We start from the raw sequence: 17679 nt of genomic DNA on the forward strand, positions 1-17679 counted from the left end.
AATCGGTCTGCGGTGCTGCTAGGTAAATTTTCCTCGGGTGCAGGAACGAGTGGGCCTCTCATGGTTTGACGATACGGCGCTCACGCCGTCACAATCTATGCTAACCTCGGCAGACGCTTATTTCAGGGGGCGCGATCATGATTGAGCCGAAGCTTGAAGTTCCCGCCGAGTTGCGCGATCTGGCGGAAAAGACCATCGACCAGGCCGAGAAGGCCTTCAGCCTGTTCTTTGATGCCGCGAGCAAGTCGATGACGTCGATGCCGGGCACCGGGACCGAGATTTCCAAACAGGCGCTGTCGTTCACCGAGCAGAACATGAAGGCGGCGTTCGAGCACGCGCGCAAGCTCGTGCACGCGACCGATCTGCAGGAGGCGATGCGGATCCAGTCGGAATTTCTGCGCAGCCAGTTCACCAACGCCGGCGAACATATGCGGCAGATCAGCGGAAGCGTGATGTCCGCAACCAAGGACGCCGCGAAGGGCAAGTTCTAGGGCGGGCCACCTCCGGGCGGGTCGACGCCTAGCGTCGGCGCGCTGCAGCAACGCCGAGCAGAAACGCGACAAACAGGCTCGCGAGCGGCGCTTCGCGCGTGACCGCGCTCACGGTGGCGAGGGCTCCGCCCGGCCGGCGCGAGGTTGCGATCGCGTCGCTGAGGCGATCGGCCGCCGCTCGAAGTCCGTCGGACACCTCCGTGATGGTACGCGAGACGTCCGTCGCGGTGTCGATCGCCCGCTCACCGAGTGTGGGCTGAAGCGGAGACTCGGGTGTTTCGGAGCTCATGTGTCGTCCCGCGATTTCACTAAGGGCGAGTGGCCGTTACCCCGGCTATCCGCGCGTGCGCGTGGCGACGGCCACATATCGGGGAAATTCAGCAGCTGGGGATTGGTTCCACCGACATGCCTCGCTTTCACATCGGGGAACCGGAAACTTACGCGCCGGTCGCGGTTTATTTCCGTGGAGGAGACGATGATGACAATGCAGGCGCATGGCATATCGGATGGCCGTTCGGTCAAGCACCGCAATCGGCACGGCGGAACGCCGCTGTTGATCGCGGCCCTGGTTGCGATCCTCGGCGTGCTGGGCATGCTGATGGTCGACCACGGTCCGTGGAGCAAGCCGAACGTGCAGCCGGCCGCTTCCGCCAACTACTCAACGACCGGCGAGGCGGCACGTGCGGCCGGAGCAAAGGTGATACCGACCGGGCCCAAGACACCGATTGAGCCTGATCCACCCGGTCCAAAGCCCGCTCAGCCGGCAAATCCGAGCACACCGCAATAGATGCGGGGCGTTCTTGACCCAAAGTGCAGGAATTGACTCGTCGGGCAAATCAGCGGCACAAAGCTATAGTCGAAATATCGCGGGACGATCAGCGCACGCTGACGAGCATGCCCCACGCCGCAGCGAACCCGGCGCCGACGAGCACCAGCACCGGACTGTCGCAGAAGATACCGCCATACTGGCACATGGTGGCACCGATCGAGCCGATCTCATGATGGCCCGCTGCATAGAACAGACCGGACAGGACCGCGAGCACGGCAGCAACGAAATACATCGGCGCTTCCTCCTTGCAATCAAACTGCGGCGCGGGTCGACCGACGCGAGCCAAAACTGTCCTGATGTCGATCCAAATGTTGTGAGCCGCTTGTCCGCTTGACGCGTCGGGCAACTCAGCGGCACACTGACATCATCGCAACAAGCATACGGCCGATCGGCGCCGGCTCGTGTTGCGATTCCGGATCAGGCGCAGAGTTTCGGTCAAAGCGGTTTCCCGCCGTCGAAGCCGACGCATCACATTTTACCGATCGCATTCAGTTCGCAAAAACGTTTGACACGTCGGGCAACTCAGGGGCATAATCCGAAAATCAGAAATTGTTGAGCCCGCGCGGAGCAATCCGCGGCGGGCTTTTTGTTTGCCGTTTCGCCAATCGGACGGCGGCCGCAACGTCACGACGCCACATCCTCCCAGCCCGTCGCCTGAGCGTCGCAAGCGAGCCGCCGTCCGAACCCATTGAAACGAGCACGAAATTGGCCGGTGCGCGCGAACGCGCCGGTCCTGCGGCGCGGCGAAAGCCGGCGCCGCCCGCGGCCCCACTCGTCAGGGATAAGGTTCGCGCCCCAAAGATCGCCGCCCGCTGCGCGATCTGCCGCACATTCATTCGATGGCCGCATCGCGCGCTGACGGCCGATCAACGAGGTTTGCATGACTGCCAAGCTATACTTTCAAGGCAGTGATCACCGTGATCGCTACCGGCGTTCTCGGCGCGGTTTGGTTGGGGATCAAAGCCACGCTCGGAAAGTAATTCGTGTTGCAGCCGGAGCGGGCGCATCTCTCTCCAGGCTGGAGAACCGAGTGTGCATTGGCGGACAATAGAATCTTGAGGTGCGAAGAATGTACAGGATACGCGAGGTTGATCCGCAGGACGAGGAGGTCGCGGATGCACTCGCCGAGCTTCATCAGCTGACTTTCTGCGATGGGACTCGTGTGCCCGACTTCGAACAGGGGTATTGGTGGATTGCATTCCGTGGGCTGAAGCCGATTGCATTCGCGGGCGTCGTTCCGTCAACCCATGTCGCCAACGCCGGATATCTGTGCCGCGTTGGCGTCGTGATGCCGCACTGCGGCCACGGGCTGCAAGTGCGGCTCACTCGCGCGCTGGAAGCGCGCGCGCGACGGTCCGGCTGGAAAGCGATCGTCTCGGATACGACCGACAATCGTTTCTCGGCCAACAACTTTATCCGGCAGGGGTATCGGCTCTTCGAACCGGCCTCGCCCTGGGCATGGCAGCACACGCTGTATTGGCGGAAGGAGCTCGTCTAGACCCTGCGAGGTGGATCTGACCAATGCCGACAGTTCGACGACGTGGAGCGCCCGGTGGTCCAATGGCCGCCGGGCTTTTTGGCGTTTCTGGTTCGCAAGGCCGCACCCTTCGGCAAGCCGCGGTCGTTGGCCGGAGCTTGGCCACGCATCGAATCTTGGGCGGGAGAATGCTAGAGTGCCGCGTCCGGCGCGGACGAAACATGGCTGAGAGCGTTCCCGTCACTGGACGCCCGGTGGCGGCAGTTGAGAGTTCTGTGCCTTGAATTCGCCGGACGGAGGCTTGCGCGTCTTGATCTCTGGTGATCGCCCGATAAACTGAACCGAACGACCCGTCGCGCGAATGTTTCGGAGATCGAACGAAGGAAGAGACCATGGTTGAGGTTGGCCGCGGGCTCGACACCAAGGTGCCGCCAGGGTCTGATCGGGATCATTATTCGCTCATGGTCGCACGAGCCCGAGCGCTGGCGCCGGCTTTGCGCGAACGGGCGGCGCGGACCGAAGAACTGCGCCGTTTGCCGCCCGAGACCGAGCGGGATCTGCACGATAGTGGGCTGTTCCGAATCCTGCAGCCCAAACGGGTCGGGGGCAGCGAGCTCGACTATGTTGCGCTGGTCGACTGCGCCGACGCCCTCGGGCAGGGCGATGCCTCGGTTTCCTGGAATTTTGCCAATCTTGCGAGCCACCACTGGATGCTGGGTATGTTCGCGCCCGAGGCGCAGAGCGCCGTGTGGGGCGAGAGTCCCGAAACGCTGATCGCGTCTTCCTTTGTTTTCCCGGCAGGACGGGCCAGGAAGACAAGTGGCGGTTATTTGCTGAGCGGTCATTGGCCGTTCTCATCTGGGGTGGAAGCGTCCGGGTGGAACATGCTCGCGAGCGTGGTTGCCTCGGATGATGAGGCCGACGGCGTCGAGTATCGGCTCTTCCTGTTGAACAGACGGGACTACAGCATCGAGGACACCTGGAACGCGGCAGGTCTGCGCGGAACAGGATCTAACGATGTGCGAGTAACTGACGCATTCGTTGCCGAGCACATGACGGTTGCCGTCAGCGATCTTGCGGGGGGCGCAACGCCAGGCAGTGTCGTCAATCCGAACGCGCTCTACATGCTTCCCGTTTTCTCGTTGTTCCCTTATGTGCTGTCTGGGGTCGGTCTGGGAAATGCCCAGGCTTGCCTTGATGATTACGTCGAGATCGCGCGACACCGTGCCTCGACATATAACCGGGCCAAGCTCGGCGACCTGCAGAGTACACAGATCAAGATCGCCGAGGCTTCTGCGAAGATAGATGCCGCACGGCTGATCATGCGCACGAACTGCGTTGACGTGCTTGCAGAGGTCAGGCGTGGTGATATCCCCAGCATTGCGGCGAAGACGAAGCTGCGGCGCGATGGCGCGTTCGCGGTCAATTTGTGCACTGAAGCCGTTTCTCTTCTGTTTGCAGCGAGCGGGGCGCGCAGCCTGTTCACCTCGGGAGCACTGCAGCGCCAGTTTCGCGATGCGCATGCAGTGAACTCGCATCTCGCCTTCAATTTCGACGCGGCTGGCACCAACTATGGGCGGGTAGCTCTTGGGTTGCCGTCTGAAAACCTTACACTTTGAGGCGAGCCGGATGTCTGACTCACCCAAACATCCGCCGGACCCGGCCAGTGAACTCGCAAGCGACAGCTCGACGATCGATCCCCGTGACTTCCGCAATGCCCTCGGTATGTTTGCGACCGGTGTGACGATCGTCACCGCGATGTCGGCCGAAGGACGTCCGTACGGAATCACTTGCAATTCCTTTGCGTCGGTGTCGCTCAATCCCCCACTCGTGTTGTGGAGCCTGGGGATGTTTTCGCAGGGACTGCCGATCTTCCAGAATGCCAGCCATTTCACGGTCAACGTTCTTGACGCGTCGCAGCAGACGCTGGCGACAAAGTTTGCCAGATCGTCGGGTGACAAATTCGCCGGTGTGAGTTGGTCACCAGGTCTCGGGAACGCTCCTGTGCTTGCCGACGTGGTCGCAAATTTCCAATGCCGGGCTGCCAACCGCTACTACGGCGGCGATCACGTCATTTTCCTTGGGGCGGTGGAGGCCTACGCCTATAACCGGAACAATCCGCTGCTGTTCGCGCAGGGAGGTTTTGGCCGGTTCCTGGCCGACGATGGCGGCAACGCATCATGAATCGAAAGACGCCGGTCAAGCGAACGCGTGCCAAGCAGAGGCGGCTGTCGGCCGACGATCGTCGCAGTGAATTCGTCAGCAAGGCGACAGAGCTTTTTGCGGAGCAGGGATTCGGCGGCGGCACGCGTGCCCTCGCCCGCAGGCTCGGTGTGACGCAACCATTGCTCTATCGCTATTTTCCGAGCAAGGACGATCTCATCAAGGAGGTCTACCGCAAGGTCTATCTCGAGCCCCTTGAAATAGGCTGGGAGAAATTGCTCTCGGACCGGTCGCGTCCGCTTCGCGTGCGGCTGCAAGAATTCTACGAAGTCTATACGGATGCGATCTTCAACCGCAAATGGCTGAGGATCTATCTCTACTCCGGCCTGAAGGGTCTCGATATCAATCGTTGGTACGTCGGCATGGTCAAGGACAAGATCCTGACACGCATCCTCAGGGAATGCCGCCACGACGCCGGCCTCGCGACGCAGACCAGGCCCAGTGCGGCCGAACTGGAGCTGGCCTGGGTGTTTCACGGCGGCATCTTCTACTACGGTGTACGCAAGTACATCTACGAAGCGCCCGTCCTCGAGGACAAGGCGCAGATGATCAGTGATGCGCTGGATCTTTTTCTGGCGGGGTTTGAGAGGATGGCGGAGGGGGCAACCGATCGTCGGCGGGCGCCGATCAAGGCCGTCGGCTAAGCCGGCTGCTTTGTTCCCATCTGGCCGCGATACCAGTCTCCGATTTCACTCGCCGTCATCAGCGCTACGCCATCGTGACCGATGACGTAGTCGAGCAGGGCCTCCAGATATTTGATTCGATGTGGTACCCCCGTGATGTAAGGATGCACCGAGATCGCCATGATCCGCGCGTTCTCTGCGCCTTCGAGATACAGCCGATCGAACTGGTCGGTGCAACGCGTCAGGAACTGTTCCGAGGGCAGGTGCTGTAGCGCGTGAATGACAATGTCGTTCGTCTCGACGGAATAGGGAATCGTCGTCACAGTTCCGTGCGGTGTCGCGATGTCCTGAGGAAGATCGTCGATCACCCAATCGGCCACGTATTCGATCCCGTTGAGGCGCAGGAGGTCGAGTGTTTCTTCGGTCTCGGTCAGGCCGGGGCTTTCCCACGATCGCGGCGGCTTGCCGGTAAATGCGGCGATCGTGTCGACAGCCCGCTTGATCGCATCTGCTTGGTTCTCGACCTTGTGCATTGGGCCCTGCACGAACCCATGCCCCATGAATTCGAAGCCTGCCTCGCGCGCCGCGGACGCGACGCGTGGATAGCTGTTGCAGACGTTGGCATTCGCGGCCAGCGTCACCGGTATCTTTCGGTCGGTGAGGGCTTTGAATTGCCGCCAGAAGCCGGCGCGCATCCCATATTCATGCCACGACCAGTTCGGCACGTCGGGCAGCAGCGGCTGGCCCATCGGTGGGCTCAGCACAGTGCGCGGCATCGCATTTTCGATACGCCATTCCTCGACATTGAGGATGACCCAGACAGCAAGCTTCTTGCCATCAGGCAATGTCAGTTTCGGTCTGTCGACCTGAGCCTGGTACGGAATGCGATCAGTGAAAGCCACGTCGAAACTCCCTTGGTCACGCGGATGATCCGGCGGCGGCGTTGATGCGCGGCAAGACCTTTTCGGCCATCAGGATCATCGATTGGCGGCCAAGCTCGCGATCCTTCCAGTCTTTGCCGGCATAGAGCAAGGTTCCGAAGGAGCCGATCTCCTCCTGCAACGCCAGCAGTTGATCGGCTACGCTTTCGGGCGTGCCGTAGATGATCAGCTTGTCACAGATCGACTCGAGGGTGACCTCCGAGTCTGGTTGATCCCGCCGCGTCTTGAACAGTTCGAGCCGGCCGCTCCGCTTCAGCTTCGTGAACAGCTGGTGATAATAGTACACGTAGGGGCTATCGGGCGACGTGGCATAGGCCTTCGCCGTTGCTGCGTCCTTTGCCACGAACACGCTCTTGGCGACGCGCCAATTGGCGGGGTCGGCTACCCGGTTCACGCGCTTGCAACCTTCGACGTACTTTGGCCAGTGGCTCTTCACCCAGGCAGGCATCAGGAAGTTCGCCGAGATCGGATCCCAGCCGCGCGCAGCGGCTTCCGTGACGCCTTTTGAGAACGGGGCGACCGCGGTCACCACGATCGGCGGGTGAGGCGTTTGCAATGGGCGGGCTATCAATCCCTGGCCAATGTCCTCGATCAGGGTTCGCTGGACCGAGACATTCCAATAGCTGCCCTGCAAATCATAGGGCGGCTTGCCTGCCCAGATGTCGAGAACCAGATTGATCGCCTCGAGGAACATGGCATTCCGGTCGGCATCGAGATTGCCGAAAACCTCCGCGTCGGACAGCAATCCGCCGGGGCTTATTCCGAGTATGAAGCGGCCATCGAGCATGTGATCGAGCATGGCGACGGATGCGGCGACCGTGGCCGGATGAGTGTTCGGCATGTTGATGGTGCCGGTTCCAAGCTTGATCTGCTTGGTTGCGGCTGCGAGCCAGGCAATGAACGCAATGCTGGAGGTGATATTCTCGGCTTTGTCGGTGACATGCTCGCCGACATACGCCTCCGTGAACCCGAGCTCGTCCGCGAGCAGGAAGGCCTCCCGATCCTCGCGGAGCGATTGCCGCCAATCCTTTTCGAGAGGATGGATCGGCATCGTAAAGAATCCGAGCTTCATCATCCGCCTCCCTGCACGTTGAACTTTAGTTGGCAAGGAACCTGCGGCCTTCCCAAGGCGAAGACAAGCCCTGCCGTACAAATAATCACTCGATAAACAAGCTTGACGTTTGAAGGGGGCGGCCCTCTAATCTGGCAAACAAAAATTGGGCCGGGAGGCCACGCCCACATGAAAGCTGCGGCTTTCGCCTACGCCCGTGCGACCAGCGTCGTGAATGCGTTGGAGTTGCTTGCCGCGCATGGCGACAAGGCGAAGGTTCTGTCGGGTGGCCAGAGCCTGATGCCGGCGATGAACCTGCGGCTCATCTCCCCCGACATTCTGGTCGATATCGGCGGCCTTGCCGAGTTGCGTGGCATTGCCGTGAGGGCAGGCGTGCTGGTCGTTGGCGCGCTGACGCGGCATGTCGACCTGCTCAGGTCGCCGGAGATTGCGCTGCACGCGCCGCTGTTGCGGGATGCCGTTGCCCACATTGCTCATCCCGCTATTCGCAATCGCGGAACGATAGGCGGCAGCCTTGCGCATGCCGATCCGGCATCGGAGCTGCCGGCCTGTGTTATCGCGCTTGACGCCATGATCGTTGTTCGCGGCCCGACGGGCGAGCGCCGGATTGCCGCGACCGAGTTTTTCAAGGGCATCTACGAAACGGCGCTGTCGCCGGGCGAATTGCTTGTCGCGATCGAGCTGCCAGTGGCGGCCCCGGGCTCGACATTTTTCTTTCAGGAGTATGCCCGGCGACATGGTGACTACGCCGTCGTTGGTCTTGCCGCACGTGCTGTTGTTGCTACTGGCAGGTTCACTGATCTTCGGCTCGGCTTCTTTGCGGTTGGCGACCGGCCCCTGTTGGCTGCGAGTGCAAGCAGGTTGATCAATGCATCCGTGACCCCTGCGTTACTTGCAGAAGCTGCGACAGCGCTGGCCGATGAACTCGATCCACAGGAAGACCAGCAGGCGAGCCCGGCGATGCGACGACACCTCGCCACAGTCTTGCTCCGGCGCTGCGTGGCCAGGTTGTTGGCGCGGCCCGAACTGGAAGCGGGAGTGACCAGGTGAGCGCTCCGGTGCCGGTCTCACTGCTGGTCAACGGCGAGCCCATCGATGCGTTTGTCTTGCCGCGTCTCAATCTCGCTGACTTCCTCAGGGAAAATCTGAAGCTGACCGGAACCCATGTCGGTTGCGAGCATGGCGTTTGTGGTGCCTGTACGGTCCGGATCGATGGCGAGATCGTCCGCTCTTGTCTGATGCTGGCGGTCCAGGCGCAGGGCTCGTCGGTCGAGACAATCGAGGGGCTGTCCGACAGCGGCGAAATCGCCGACCTTCAGGCGGCATTTCGCGAACGCAATGCATTGCAGTGCGGCTATTGCACGCCTGGGATGCTGATGACGGCGCAGGATCTGCTGAAGCATCTGCCCGTGCCCGATCGCCAAGCGATCCGCGAACATCTTTCCGGCAATTATTGCCGCTGCACCGGCTATCAAGCCATCGTGGATGCGGTGGAGGCGACAGCCAAGACGCGCGCGGAGCGGCGCGCATGACGGTGATCCGTACGCCAGCAGAGACACTCTCGGTGCTGGATCGTCCGAATTCCTATATCGGCAAGACGGTGCCACGGCCGAACCTCGACCGGTTGCTGCAAGGGCGCGGACAATACGTCAGTGACCTGGAATTGCCGCGGATGGCGCACGTGGTTTTCCTGCGGTCGCCCTATGCCCACGCCAGAATTGTCGCAATCGACGCCGACGCCGCACGGCGCATGCCTGGTGTCGTTTCCATCATCACCGGCCGCGAGCTGGAGGATGTCATCACGCCGTGGGTCGGTGTGCTCTCGCATCTGAAGGGATTGAAGTCGGCGCCGCAGCACGCGATCGCGGTCGACCGGGCCTGCTGGCAGGGTGAGGCTGTTGCCGCGATTGTGGCAACCAGCCGTGCCGCAGCCGAAGATGCGATGGAGCATGTTGTCGTCGACTACGAGGAGCTCGAGGCAGTCACGGACATGCGCACTGCGCTCGATCCGTCAACGCCAGTTATTCACGCCTCGCTCGGCGACAATCTCGCCTTTGAGCGGACGCTTGATGCTGGCGATGTCGACCAAGCATTATCGAATTCTGAGGTGGTCGAGGCCGACTTCGTGTTCGGGCGCCACACCGGCGTGACGCTTGAACCGCGGGCGGTGGTGGCCGACTGGAATGCAGCCGAGGCACGGCTCACGATCTATCAGGGCACGCAGGCACCCCACATGGTGCAGAATATCGCGGCCCTGCATCTCGGGCTAAGGGAGGCGCAGGTCCGGGTAGTCTGCAAGGATGTCGGCGGCTCGTTCGGGATCAAGGTTCATATCTACGCCGACGAAATGGCGACCTATGCGCTGTCCAAGCTGTTACGGCGGCCGATCAAGTTCGTGGCTGATCGTGTCGAGAGCTTCAACACGGACATTCATGCCCGCGATCATCGATGCAGGGGCCGGATCGGCATAAGGCCGGACGGCACCATCACGGCCTTCGAGATAGACGACCTCACAGGGATCGGTCCCTATTCGATGTATCCACGCACCAGCGCCATCGAGGCCAATCAGGTGGTCAATCTGGTTGGCGGGCCGTATGTCACGGCGAACTATCGGGCGCGAGCGCGGGTCGTCTTCCAGAACAAGAACGTGATGTGTCAGTACCGGGCGGTCGGACACCCGATTGCCTGTTCGGTCACCGAAGGCCTGGTCGACCTTGCCGCAGCGAAGATCGGCATGGACCCCATCGAGATCCGCCGGCGCAACTTGATCGCCGACGATGCCTATCCTTGTGCATCACCCTCGGGCATGAAATTCGAGCAGCTTTCGCATCACGCCTCGCTGGCCAAGCTACTGCAGATGATGGATTACGCCGCCTTGCGTGCCGAGCAAGCGGCATTGCGCGGCAGAAATATTCACCGGGGCATCGGAATCGCCAGCTTCATCGAGGTGACCAATCCCAGCGCTGCCTTCTACGGCGTCGGCGGCGCGAAAATCTCGTCGCAGGATGGCGTCGCGGTTCGGCTCGACGCGCAAGGCTCGGTGATCTGCCAGACCAGCATCACGGAGCAGGGGCAGGGCTCGGAGTCGCTGACTGCCCAGATCGTGGGCAGTGTGCTGGGCGTTTCGATGGAACGGGTCCGAGTGATCCTGGGCGACACCGACAACACGCCCTATGGTGGCGGCACTTGGGCCTCGCGCGGCGCCGGCATCGGCGGTGAAGCCGCGTTGCAGGCCGCCAAGGCTCTGCGCCGGAATATTCTGGATGTCGCCGCGGCCGTCCTGCAATCGACGCCGGCCGGGCTCGATATTGTCAACAACAGCATCGTCAGTGCCGACGACGGTGCGTCACGCATCGAGCTGAGCGAGTTGGCGCGGATCGTATATTTTCGGCCGGACACCCTGCCGCCGGGCATCCAGCCCGAACTGATGGCAACCCGCCATTTCGTGCCGCGCCAGTATCCCTTCGCGTTCACCAACGGGGTTCAGGCCTCATGGCTTGAGGTCGATACCGAGACCGGGTTCGTGACGCTGCTGAAGCATTGGGTTGTCGAAGACTGCGGCACCATCATCAACCCGCAACTGGTCGACGAGCAGATCCGGGGTGGGGTCGTGCAAGGGCTCGGCGCGGCGCTATTCGAGAAATGCATCTATGACGAGCGCGGCCAGCTGACCAACGCCAACATGGCGGACTACCTGGTCCCGATGTCCGGCGAGATGCCCGATATCGAGGTTGGCCACGTCGTGTCTCCAACGCAGGAATCGGAGCTGGGGGCCAAGGGAGCGGGCGAGGCAGGTACGGCCGGCGCGGCAGCTGCTGTTGCCAACGCCGTCAACGACGCGCTGCGGCCGTTCGGCGCAACAATTACCGAGATTCCGCTCACGCCTCAGGTTATCCTGACGGCCTTGGGGCGAATCTGAGGTGGAGACGTTCCGGGCAAAGACAATACGATAAGCAAAACACAGACAGTTCTTGGGGAGGAATAGTCATGACGAGCAAGGTCACCAAAGCTGGATCGATATCGCGGCGTCGTCTGCTGACGACGGCAAGCGCCGGCGCCGCTCTCGCCGTCTCACCTTTTCGCATCAATCTGCTCCAGGCCGAGGAAGCGCCCATCAAGATCGGCTTCCCCGTTCCTTTGACCGGTCCGTATGGCGCCGAGGCTCAGGACCAGGTGCGGGCGGGGCAGCTCGCCGTTGCCCAGTTCAACGATGCGGGCGGTCTGAACGGCCGCAAGGCCGAGCTCGTCGTGCGCGACGACAAGCTCAATCCCGGTGAGGCGGCGACGCGGACGTTGGAGCTGGTCGAGAAGGAGAAGGTGAATTTCGTCGTCGGCAGTCTGTCGGCCGCGGTTCAGCTCGCGATCAACAACGTCACCAAGGAGCGCGGCGTCATCTTCAATTCGATCAGCCAGTCCGACGCCATCAACGAGGCGGCCGACTTCAGCAGGTACACATTCCACGAAGCGCTGAACCCGCACATGACGTCAGGCGCGGTCGGCCGCTATGCCTTCGCCAAATTCGGCAAGAAGGTTGCGTTTCTCACGGCGGATTACGCCTACGGTCACGAGATGGTTCGCGGCTTCCTCGAGATCGGCAAGGAGTTCAACATCGAGAACCTCGGCGACGTCCGCCATCCGCTGGGAACGACCGACTTCTCCACCCTGCTGCCGCGTCTCCAGGCGCTGAAGCCCGATATTCTGTGCATCAGCAATTTCGGCCGGGACCAGCAGATCGCACTGAAGCAGGCAACCGACTTTGGCATCAAGAAATCAATCCAGATCATCGCGCCGCTGCTCTCGCATGCCAGCCGCGTCGCGGCTGGCCCCCAGGCATTCGAAGGCGTCGTCGGCGGCTGTTCGTTCTACTGGGGCATCGAGGACAAATTCGCCTCGACCAAGGCATTCAACGATGCGTTCCGCAAGATGTACGACGGCAAGCTGCCCACCGACTACGGTGCGCTCGGCTATGGCGGTGTTCGGACGGTGCTGGAGGCGGTCAAGGGCGCCGGCAGCGTCGAGACCGACAAGGTCGTCGCTGCATTGGAAGCGCTGAAGTACGACTACTACAAGGGGCCACAATACTATCGGAAATGCGATCACCAGTCGGTGCAATCGGTGCTCGTGATCAAGTCGAAGTCCAAGGACATGAAGAACGAGTCCGATGTGTTCGAGGTCCTGTCGACCGAAGAGCCCAACGAGAAGAACCTGCGCACCTGCGAGGCGCTCGGGCACAAGAGCTGAGCTCGTGCGACGGCGTGCGCCGCGGGTCGGTGCGCGCCGTGCTGAGGGGGACAAATGGCGGGCCTGAGCTTTGACCTGATTGCGCTGCAACTGTTTGCCGGGTTGGCGCTCGGCGCCATCTACGTGCTGTTTGCGATTGGGCTATCGCTGATCTTCGGGATGTTGACGGTCGTCAACTTCGCCCATGGCGCGTTCTACATGGTCGGCGCCTATGTCGGGCTCTATCTGATCTCGATCGGAGGCAATTTCTGGATCTGCCTCGTGGCTGTGCCGATCGCAATCGGCCTGTTCGGCCTTGCCGTCGAGCGCGTGCTGATCCGGCCGCTTTACGGCCGCGGCATCGACTATCCGCTGCTGCTGACCTTCGGGCTCAGCTACGTGATGGTCGAATGCGTCCGCATCGCCTTTGGCAAGACCGGCTATCCTTTCGACACGCCCGAAGTGCTGCAGGGCGCCGTCGATATCGGTGTCGGCTATTTCCCGCTCTACCGCCTGTTCGTGATAGGCGCGACGGCCGTCGTGCTGCTGGCGCTCTGGCTGTTTCTGGAAAAGACCAGCTTCGGGCTGATCATCCGCGCCGGGGCGCGCGATCCGGAGATCGTCCGTGTTCTTGGGGTCGATGTTTCCAAGGTCTGGTTGATCGTGTTTGGCATAGGTACCGCGATCGCGGGCTTTGCCGGCCTGTTGGCCGCGCCGCTTCAAGGCGTCATTCCGGAGATGGGCGGTACGATCCTCGCCGAAGCCTTCGTCGTGACCGTCGTAGGAGGGATGGGATCGATCGGCGGCGCCGTCCTGGCAGGCCTGCTGGTTGGTGTGGTGGTCAGTATGACCTCGCTGTTCGCACCCGAAATGGCCAAGGTTTCGATCTTTGCCTTGATGGCGGTCGTTCTGATCGTTCGTCCCCAAGGGTTCTTCGGCCGCGCCGGATTGATGAGCTGAGCCCCCGGCATGACCGAAACCGCTCAATCGATCAAACAGCCCCGTACCGCGGCGGGCGGTTGGTATGAGTTCGTGACCCGGCACCGCGCCAGCATTGTCGCGGCGGTCATCCTGGTCTTTCCGCTGGTGATGCCGTTCACGGCGCTGGCCGTGAACATCCTGATCTACGGGCTCTACGCCCTCGGGTTCAACCTCGTGTTTGGTTATCTGGGTCTCCTGTCGTTCGGTCATGCGGCGCTGTTCGGGACCGGTGCTTACCTCTGTGGCATCGCCATCGCGCACTTCGGCTGGCCATGGTATTCGGCGATCGCGACGGGGATCGCCGGCGGCCTGTTGATGGCGCTGTTGATTGGCGTGCTCGCGATCAGGACCCGCGGCATCTACTTCGCCATGGTGACCATGGCGCTGTCGCAATGCGTCTACTACCTTTTCTACCAGGCGGTTGACTTGACCGGCGGCGAGAACGGCCTTCGCGGCATCAACGTCCGCACCATCGATCTGTTCGGCCTGCGGATCGATTTCATCAATCCGATGACCCGTTACTACGTCATCGCGGCTTTTGTGATCGCCGCGTTCTTCGTGATGTCACGCATTCTGGCGTCGCCCTTTGGTGCCGTCATCGAGGCGGTGCGCGAGAACGAGGGGCGTGCCCGCGCGTCCGGCTACGACGTGACCCTGACGCGATTGCTGACCTTCGTCCTGTCAGGCGGTTTCTGCGGCCTCGCGGGTGCGTTGCAGGCCTTGCACCTGTCGATCGTTCCGATCGAGATCCTGCATTACGAGACCTCGGGCCTGGTCGTGATGATCGCTCTCTTGGGCGGCATGGGGACGTTCTTCGGGCCGATGATCGGTGCTGCGGTCTTCCTGGTCCTGGAGAATGTGGTCTCGGTGTGGACCGTTCACTGGCAACTGATCGTGGGAGCCATCTTCATTGCATGCGTGTTGTTCTTCCCGGCGGGTATCTGGGGCACGCTGATCGCGCGGGGCAGACGATGAGCGCCGCAGTAGGCGAGGCAGGGGAGATCATTCTGCGCACCAGGGGCGTCGGCAAGACGTTCGGGAAGTTTGTCGCCCTGAACAATATCTCGGCCGAGTTTTCCAGGGGAGCGATCACCTCCATTATTGGTCCGAACGGGGCCGGAAAGAGCACCTACTTCAACCTGCTGTGCGGCGCCTTTCCGCCGACGAAAGGCAGCGTCGAGTTCGAGGGCAAGGATGTGACCGGTCTGCCGCAACACCGCTTTGCGCATATGGGGATCGCGAAATCCTTCCAGATCACCAGCGTGTTTCCGCAGCTTACGACAAGAGAGAACATCCGCGTCGGTCTGCAGGCGCTGGTGTCGCGATACGATATCTGGCGACCCCGTGCGCGCCTGACCGAATTGATCGAGCGGGCGGACGAACTGCTCGCTCTTGTCGGGTTGTGGGAATCCCGGGAACGTGCGGCCAAGACGTTGGCGCATGGCGAGCAGCGGGCACTCGAGATCGGTATGGCGCTTGCCAGCCAGCCCCGCTTGTTGCTGCTGGACGAGCCGACGGCCGGCATGAGCCCTGAAGAGACCCGGACCATGATGGATCTGATCGTGAAACTCGCCAGGGAGCGCACGGTCATCCTCGTCGAGCACAAGATGAAGCTGGTGCTCGGGATCAGCGATCGCATCCTCGTGCTGCACCACGGAGAACTGCTCGCCGAGGGAACGCCGCAGGAGGTCCGGCAGAACGAGGCGGTGAAGCGGGTCTACCTCGGCCAGCGGGAGCATTGACGGGATGCTGCAGATCAGCAAGCTCAATGCCTGGTATGGCGCAAGCCACGCGTTGCAGGACATCAGTATCGAGGTGACCCGAGGCGAGGTCGTTTGCCTGATCGGGCGCAACGGTGCCGGCAAGACCACGACGCTCAAATCGATCATGGGATTGATGGGGCGGACGCGCGGCTCGGTGACCTTCAAGGGTGAAGAGCTGCTGCGCCAGCCGGCGCATGTACGGTTCGCGTTGGGACTGGCCTACGTTCCGGAGGAGCGGCGGATTGTGCAGGGGCTGACCGTGCGGGAGAATTTGCGGCTCGGGCTGGTTGCCTCGAAGGAGAAGAAGCGGGAAGCCGAGCTGATCGACGAGATGGCGGTGATCTTCCCGCGGCTGGCCGAGCGCATGGACCAGGAGGCGGTCACGATGTCCGGCGGCGAGCAGCAGATGCTGGCGATCGCGCGGGCGATGATCGCCAAGCCCGATCTGATCATGCTGGATGAGCCGTCGGAGGGCATCATGCCGGTCCTGGTCGACGAGATGTTCGAGCTGTTTCGTAGCATGAAGGCGCAGGGAACGACGGTTCTGCTGGTCGAGCAGAACGTCGAGCTCGCGCTCGGCATTGCCGATCGTGCCTACGTGCTGGACCAGGGGGCGGTAGTGCACCAGGCCTCTGCGCAGGCGCTGCTCGCCGACGACGAGATCAAGGAACGCTACTGCTCGGTGTGAGCAGGTTGCCGGGTTCGTCGCTTCCGCGAGCGGCCCGAACGGGCCTCATTCCGCAGCGCTCGCGATCGCATCGGCTCTCCGATTGGTGACGACGACCTTGATCGCGTCATCAACGCGGTCCCGCGCATATCTGAGCGCCGTCGGCAGGTCGGCCAGCGGAAACGTATGCGTGTGGATCCTGGTCGCGTCGAACCGCTTCGCTGCCATCAATTCCATCGCGCGGTGCGTGGCGCTGCGACCTTCGCCGCGGATGCCGTAGGCATAGATGTTGTTTCGAACGAGGTGCGCGATGTCCAGCGTCGCGGCCTCGTGCGGGAAGGCGGCCAGACAGATCTTGCCGCCGCGATTGGTCATGTGAATGCCCTGGTTGAGTGTGGCTTCGGTGCCGGCACATTCGACGACATAGTCCGCGCCGATCCCCCCTGTTAGTTGCTTCACAACGTCAACGACGTCTTCGTCGTTGACGTTGATGACGCGATCGGCCCCCAGTTCTCGGCCGATCGCCAGCCGCTTGTTGCGCGTCCCGGTCAGGATGACCGGGCTTGCGCCAAGCGCCTTGGCCACAGCAACTGCGAGAAGTCCGATCGGCCCCGGGCCGATCACCACGACGCTCTCGCCGGCCACCAATCCCCCCAATTCCGTCAAGCCGTACATCGATGTCCCGGCAGTCACCACGAGCGTCGCTTCCGCGTCGCTCATGGTATCCGGGACGCGCGCCAGCGTATTGATGTGGTTGACTGCGTATTCGGCGAATCCGCCGTCGGTCGTAAAGCCGTTGGCGCGGTGACCCTTCTCCGGCTTTCCATAGTTGAGGCACGATGTGTACATGCCCTGGCGGCAGCGTTTGCATTGGCCGCAGCCGGCGTGGATCTCGACGCTGACCCGCTCACCGATCCTGAACTCGTCGACACCAGGGCCAAGCGCGGCAACCGTGCCCATGTATTCGTGACCCGGCGTAAAGTTCTTGTTGAAGGGCGCGCCGCCTTGAATGCTTGCCGGCGACCCGGCATGGATGATTTCGAGATCGGTGGCACAGATCGCAACCGCGTCGATGCGCACCAGCACTTCGGCACGCGATGGGATCGGCGTCGGCGTCTCGCGAAGCAGGAGCTGGTCGGGGTCACCAAGGACCCAGGCTTTCATCAGGTCGGGGACGGGAAGGTCGGGCGATGTCTTGACGCCGGGCGGCTGGTACATGGGCGCTTCCTCTTTTGGCTCTCAGCCTAGCGCTAAACGATGGTCTGCCGCGAGCTTCCGATCGTTGGCACCCGGGCTGTTGCATTTGCTGCACGGCAGCAAGCGCGTCGCAAAACCTTCATGCGCGGTCTATACTTGGTCGGACTGTTGATGTTGAAATCCGCATTGCATCCT

19 protein-coding genes are annotated in these 17679 nt (G+C 62.0%); 14 read left to right on the forward strand and 5 right to left on the reverse strand.

Features of this window, described 5'->3' with window-relative positions; all coding sequences use genetic code 11:
* The first annotated feature begins 137 nt into the window (after positions 1-137).
* On the forward strand, positions 138-491 hold the full coding sequence (locus ACE10Z_RS16315) for a phasin (RefSeq protein ID WP_375788829.1): 354 nt from the start codon (positions 138-140) through the stop codon (positions 489-491).
* 28 nt (positions 492-519) lie between these two features.
* On the opposite strand, the gene ACE10Z_RS16320 is transcribed toward ACE10Z_RS16315, so the two are convergent.
* Entirely contained in the window at positions 520-780 is a 261-nt protein-coding gene (locus ACE10Z_RS16320) for a hypothetical protein (RefSeq protein ID WP_375788830.1), read from the reverse strand.
* A gap of 195 nt (positions 781-975) precedes the next feature.
* Here ACE10Z_RS16320 and ACE10Z_RS16325 point away from each other — a divergent pair, with 195 nt between their 5' ends.
* Positions 976-1278: a hypothetical protein gene (locus ACE10Z_RS16325; RefSeq protein WP_375789849.1), complete on the forward strand. Its 303-nt coding sequence runs from the start codon at positions 976-978 to the stop codon at positions 1276-1278.
* An 88-nt stretch (positions 1279-1366) separates the two neighbouring features.
* Here ACE10Z_RS16325 and ACE10Z_RS16330 read toward each other — a convergent pair whose 3' ends face one another.
* On the reverse strand, positions 1367-1552 hold the full coding sequence (locus tag ACE10Z_RS16330; RefSeq protein WP_173637755.1) for a hypothetical protein: 186 nt from the start codon (positions 1550-1552) through the stop codon (positions 1367-1369).
* A gap of 837 nt (positions 1553-2389) precedes the next feature.
* Here ACE10Z_RS16330 and ACE10Z_RS16335 point away from each other — a divergent pair.
* From ACE10Z_RS16335 to ACE10Z_RS16350, 4 genes are all read left to right on the forward strand, one after another.
* The gene (locus ACE10Z_RS16335) at positions 2390-2818 is read left to right on the forward strand and encodes a GNAT family N-acetyltransferase (RefSeq protein WP_375788831.1); all 429 of its coding nucleotides are present in this window, start codon (positions 2390-2392) and stop codon (positions 2816-2818) included.
* 440 nt (positions 2819-3258) lie between these two features.
* Positions 3259-4416, forward strand: a complete 1158-nt coding sequence (locus ACE10Z_RS16340; RefSeq protein ID WP_375789850.1) for an acyl-CoA dehydrogenase family protein — start codon at positions 3259-3261, stop codon at positions 4414-4416.
* 10 nt (positions 4417-4426) lie between these two features.
* Entirely contained in the window at positions 4427-4981 is a 555-nt protein-coding gene (locus ACE10Z_RS16345) for a flavin reductase family protein (protein ID WP_375788832.1), read from the forward strand.
* Positions 4978-5664: a TetR/AcrR family transcriptional regulator gene (locus tag ACE10Z_RS16350; RefSeq protein ID WP_375788833.1), complete on the forward strand. Its 687-nt coding sequence runs from the start codon at positions 4978-4980 to the stop codon at positions 5662-5664. The genes ACE10Z_RS16345 and ACE10Z_RS16350 overlap by 4 nt, the downstream gene beginning before the upstream one ends.
* Here the strand turns inward: ACE10Z_RS16350 and ACE10Z_RS16355 are convergent.
* Together ACE10Z_RS16355 and ACE10Z_RS16360 are read right to left on the reverse strand one after the other, a co-directional pair.
* On the reverse strand, positions 5661-6545 hold the full coding sequence (locus ACE10Z_RS16355) for a polysaccharide deacetylase family protein (RefSeq protein ID WP_375788834.1): 885 nt from the start codon (positions 6543-6545) through the stop codon (positions 5661-5663). The genes ACE10Z_RS16350 and ACE10Z_RS16355 overlap by 4 nt on opposite strands.
* 16 nt (positions 6546-6561) lie before the next feature.
* Positions 6562-7656, reverse strand: a complete 1095-nt coding sequence (locus ACE10Z_RS16360; RefSeq protein ID WP_375788835.1) for an LLM class flavin-dependent oxidoreductase — start codon at positions 7654-7656, stop codon at positions 6562-6564.
* Between the two features lie 168 nt (positions 7657-7824).
* Between ACE10Z_RS16360 and ACE10Z_RS16365 the strand changes: the two genes are divergently transcribed.
* The 8 genes from ACE10Z_RS16365 (at position 7825) to ACE10Z_RS16400 (ending at position 16308) form a co-directional block, all read left to right on the forward strand.
* Complete coding sequence (locus ACE10Z_RS16365; RefSeq protein ID WP_375788836.1) at positions 7825-8706, forward strand: FAD binding domain-containing protein; 882 nt, start codon at positions 7825-7827, stop codon at positions 8704-8706.
* Positions 8703-9188, forward strand: a complete 486-nt coding sequence (locus ACE10Z_RS16370; RefSeq protein ID WP_375788837.1) for a (2Fe-2S)-binding protein — start codon at positions 8703-8705, stop codon at positions 9186-9188. The genes ACE10Z_RS16365 and ACE10Z_RS16370 overlap by 4 nt, the downstream gene beginning before the upstream one ends.
* Positions 9185-11575: a xanthine dehydrogenase family protein molybdopterin-binding subunit gene (locus ACE10Z_RS16375; RefSeq protein ID WP_375789851.1), complete on the forward strand. Its 2391-nt coding sequence runs from the start codon at positions 9185-9187 to the stop codon at positions 11573-11575. The genes ACE10Z_RS16370 and ACE10Z_RS16375 overlap by 4 nt, the downstream gene beginning before the upstream one ends.
* A 68-nt stretch (positions 11576-11643) precedes the next feature.
* The gene (locus ACE10Z_RS16380) at positions 11644-12897 is read left to right on the forward strand and encodes an ABC transporter substrate-binding protein (protein WP_375788838.1); all 1254 of its coding nucleotides are present in this window, start codon (positions 11644-11646) and stop codon (positions 12895-12897) included.
* Positions 12898-12951: 54 nt separating this feature from the next.
* The gene (locus ACE10Z_RS16385) at positions 12952-13836 is read left to right on the forward strand and encodes a branched-chain amino acid ABC transporter permease (RefSeq protein ID WP_375788839.1); all 885 of its coding nucleotides are present in this window, start codon (positions 12952-12954) and stop codon (positions 13834-13836) included.
* A 9-nt stretch (positions 13837-13845) separates the two neighbouring features.
* On the forward strand, positions 13846-14832 hold the full coding sequence (locus ACE10Z_RS16390) for a branched-chain amino acid ABC transporter permease (RefSeq protein ID WP_375788840.1): 987 nt from the start codon (positions 13846-13848) through the stop codon (positions 14830-14832).
* Positions 14829-15599, forward strand: coding sequence for an ABC transporter ATP-binding protein (locus ACE10Z_RS16395; protein WP_375789852.1), 771 nt, complete (start codon positions 14829-14831; stop codon positions 15597-15599). Before ACE10Z_RS16390 ends, ACE10Z_RS16395 begins: the two co-directional genes overlap by 4 nt.
* A gap of 4 nt (positions 15600-15603) precedes the next feature.
* Positions 15604-16308, forward strand: a complete 705-nt coding sequence (locus ACE10Z_RS16400; protein ID WP_375788841.1) for an ABC transporter ATP-binding protein — start codon at positions 15604-15606, stop codon at positions 16306-16308.
* 45 nt (positions 16309-16353) lie between these two features.
* Here ACE10Z_RS16400 and ACE10Z_RS16405 read toward each other — a convergent pair whose 3' ends face one another.
* Positions 16354-17505 carry a zinc-binding dehydrogenase gene (locus tag ACE10Z_RS16405; RefSeq protein ID WP_375788842.1) on the reverse strand — a complete coding sequence of 384 codons (1152 nt, stop codon included), beginning with the start codon at positions 17503-17505 and terminating at the stop codon, positions 16354-16356.
* Positions 17506-17679 lie beyond the last annotated feature (174 nt).

Source organism: Bradyrhizobium sp. Pha-3 (assembly GCF_042258615.1).
Classification (GTDB): Bacteria; Pseudomonadota; Alphaproteobacteria; order Rhizobiales; family Xanthobacteraceae; genus Bradyrhizobium.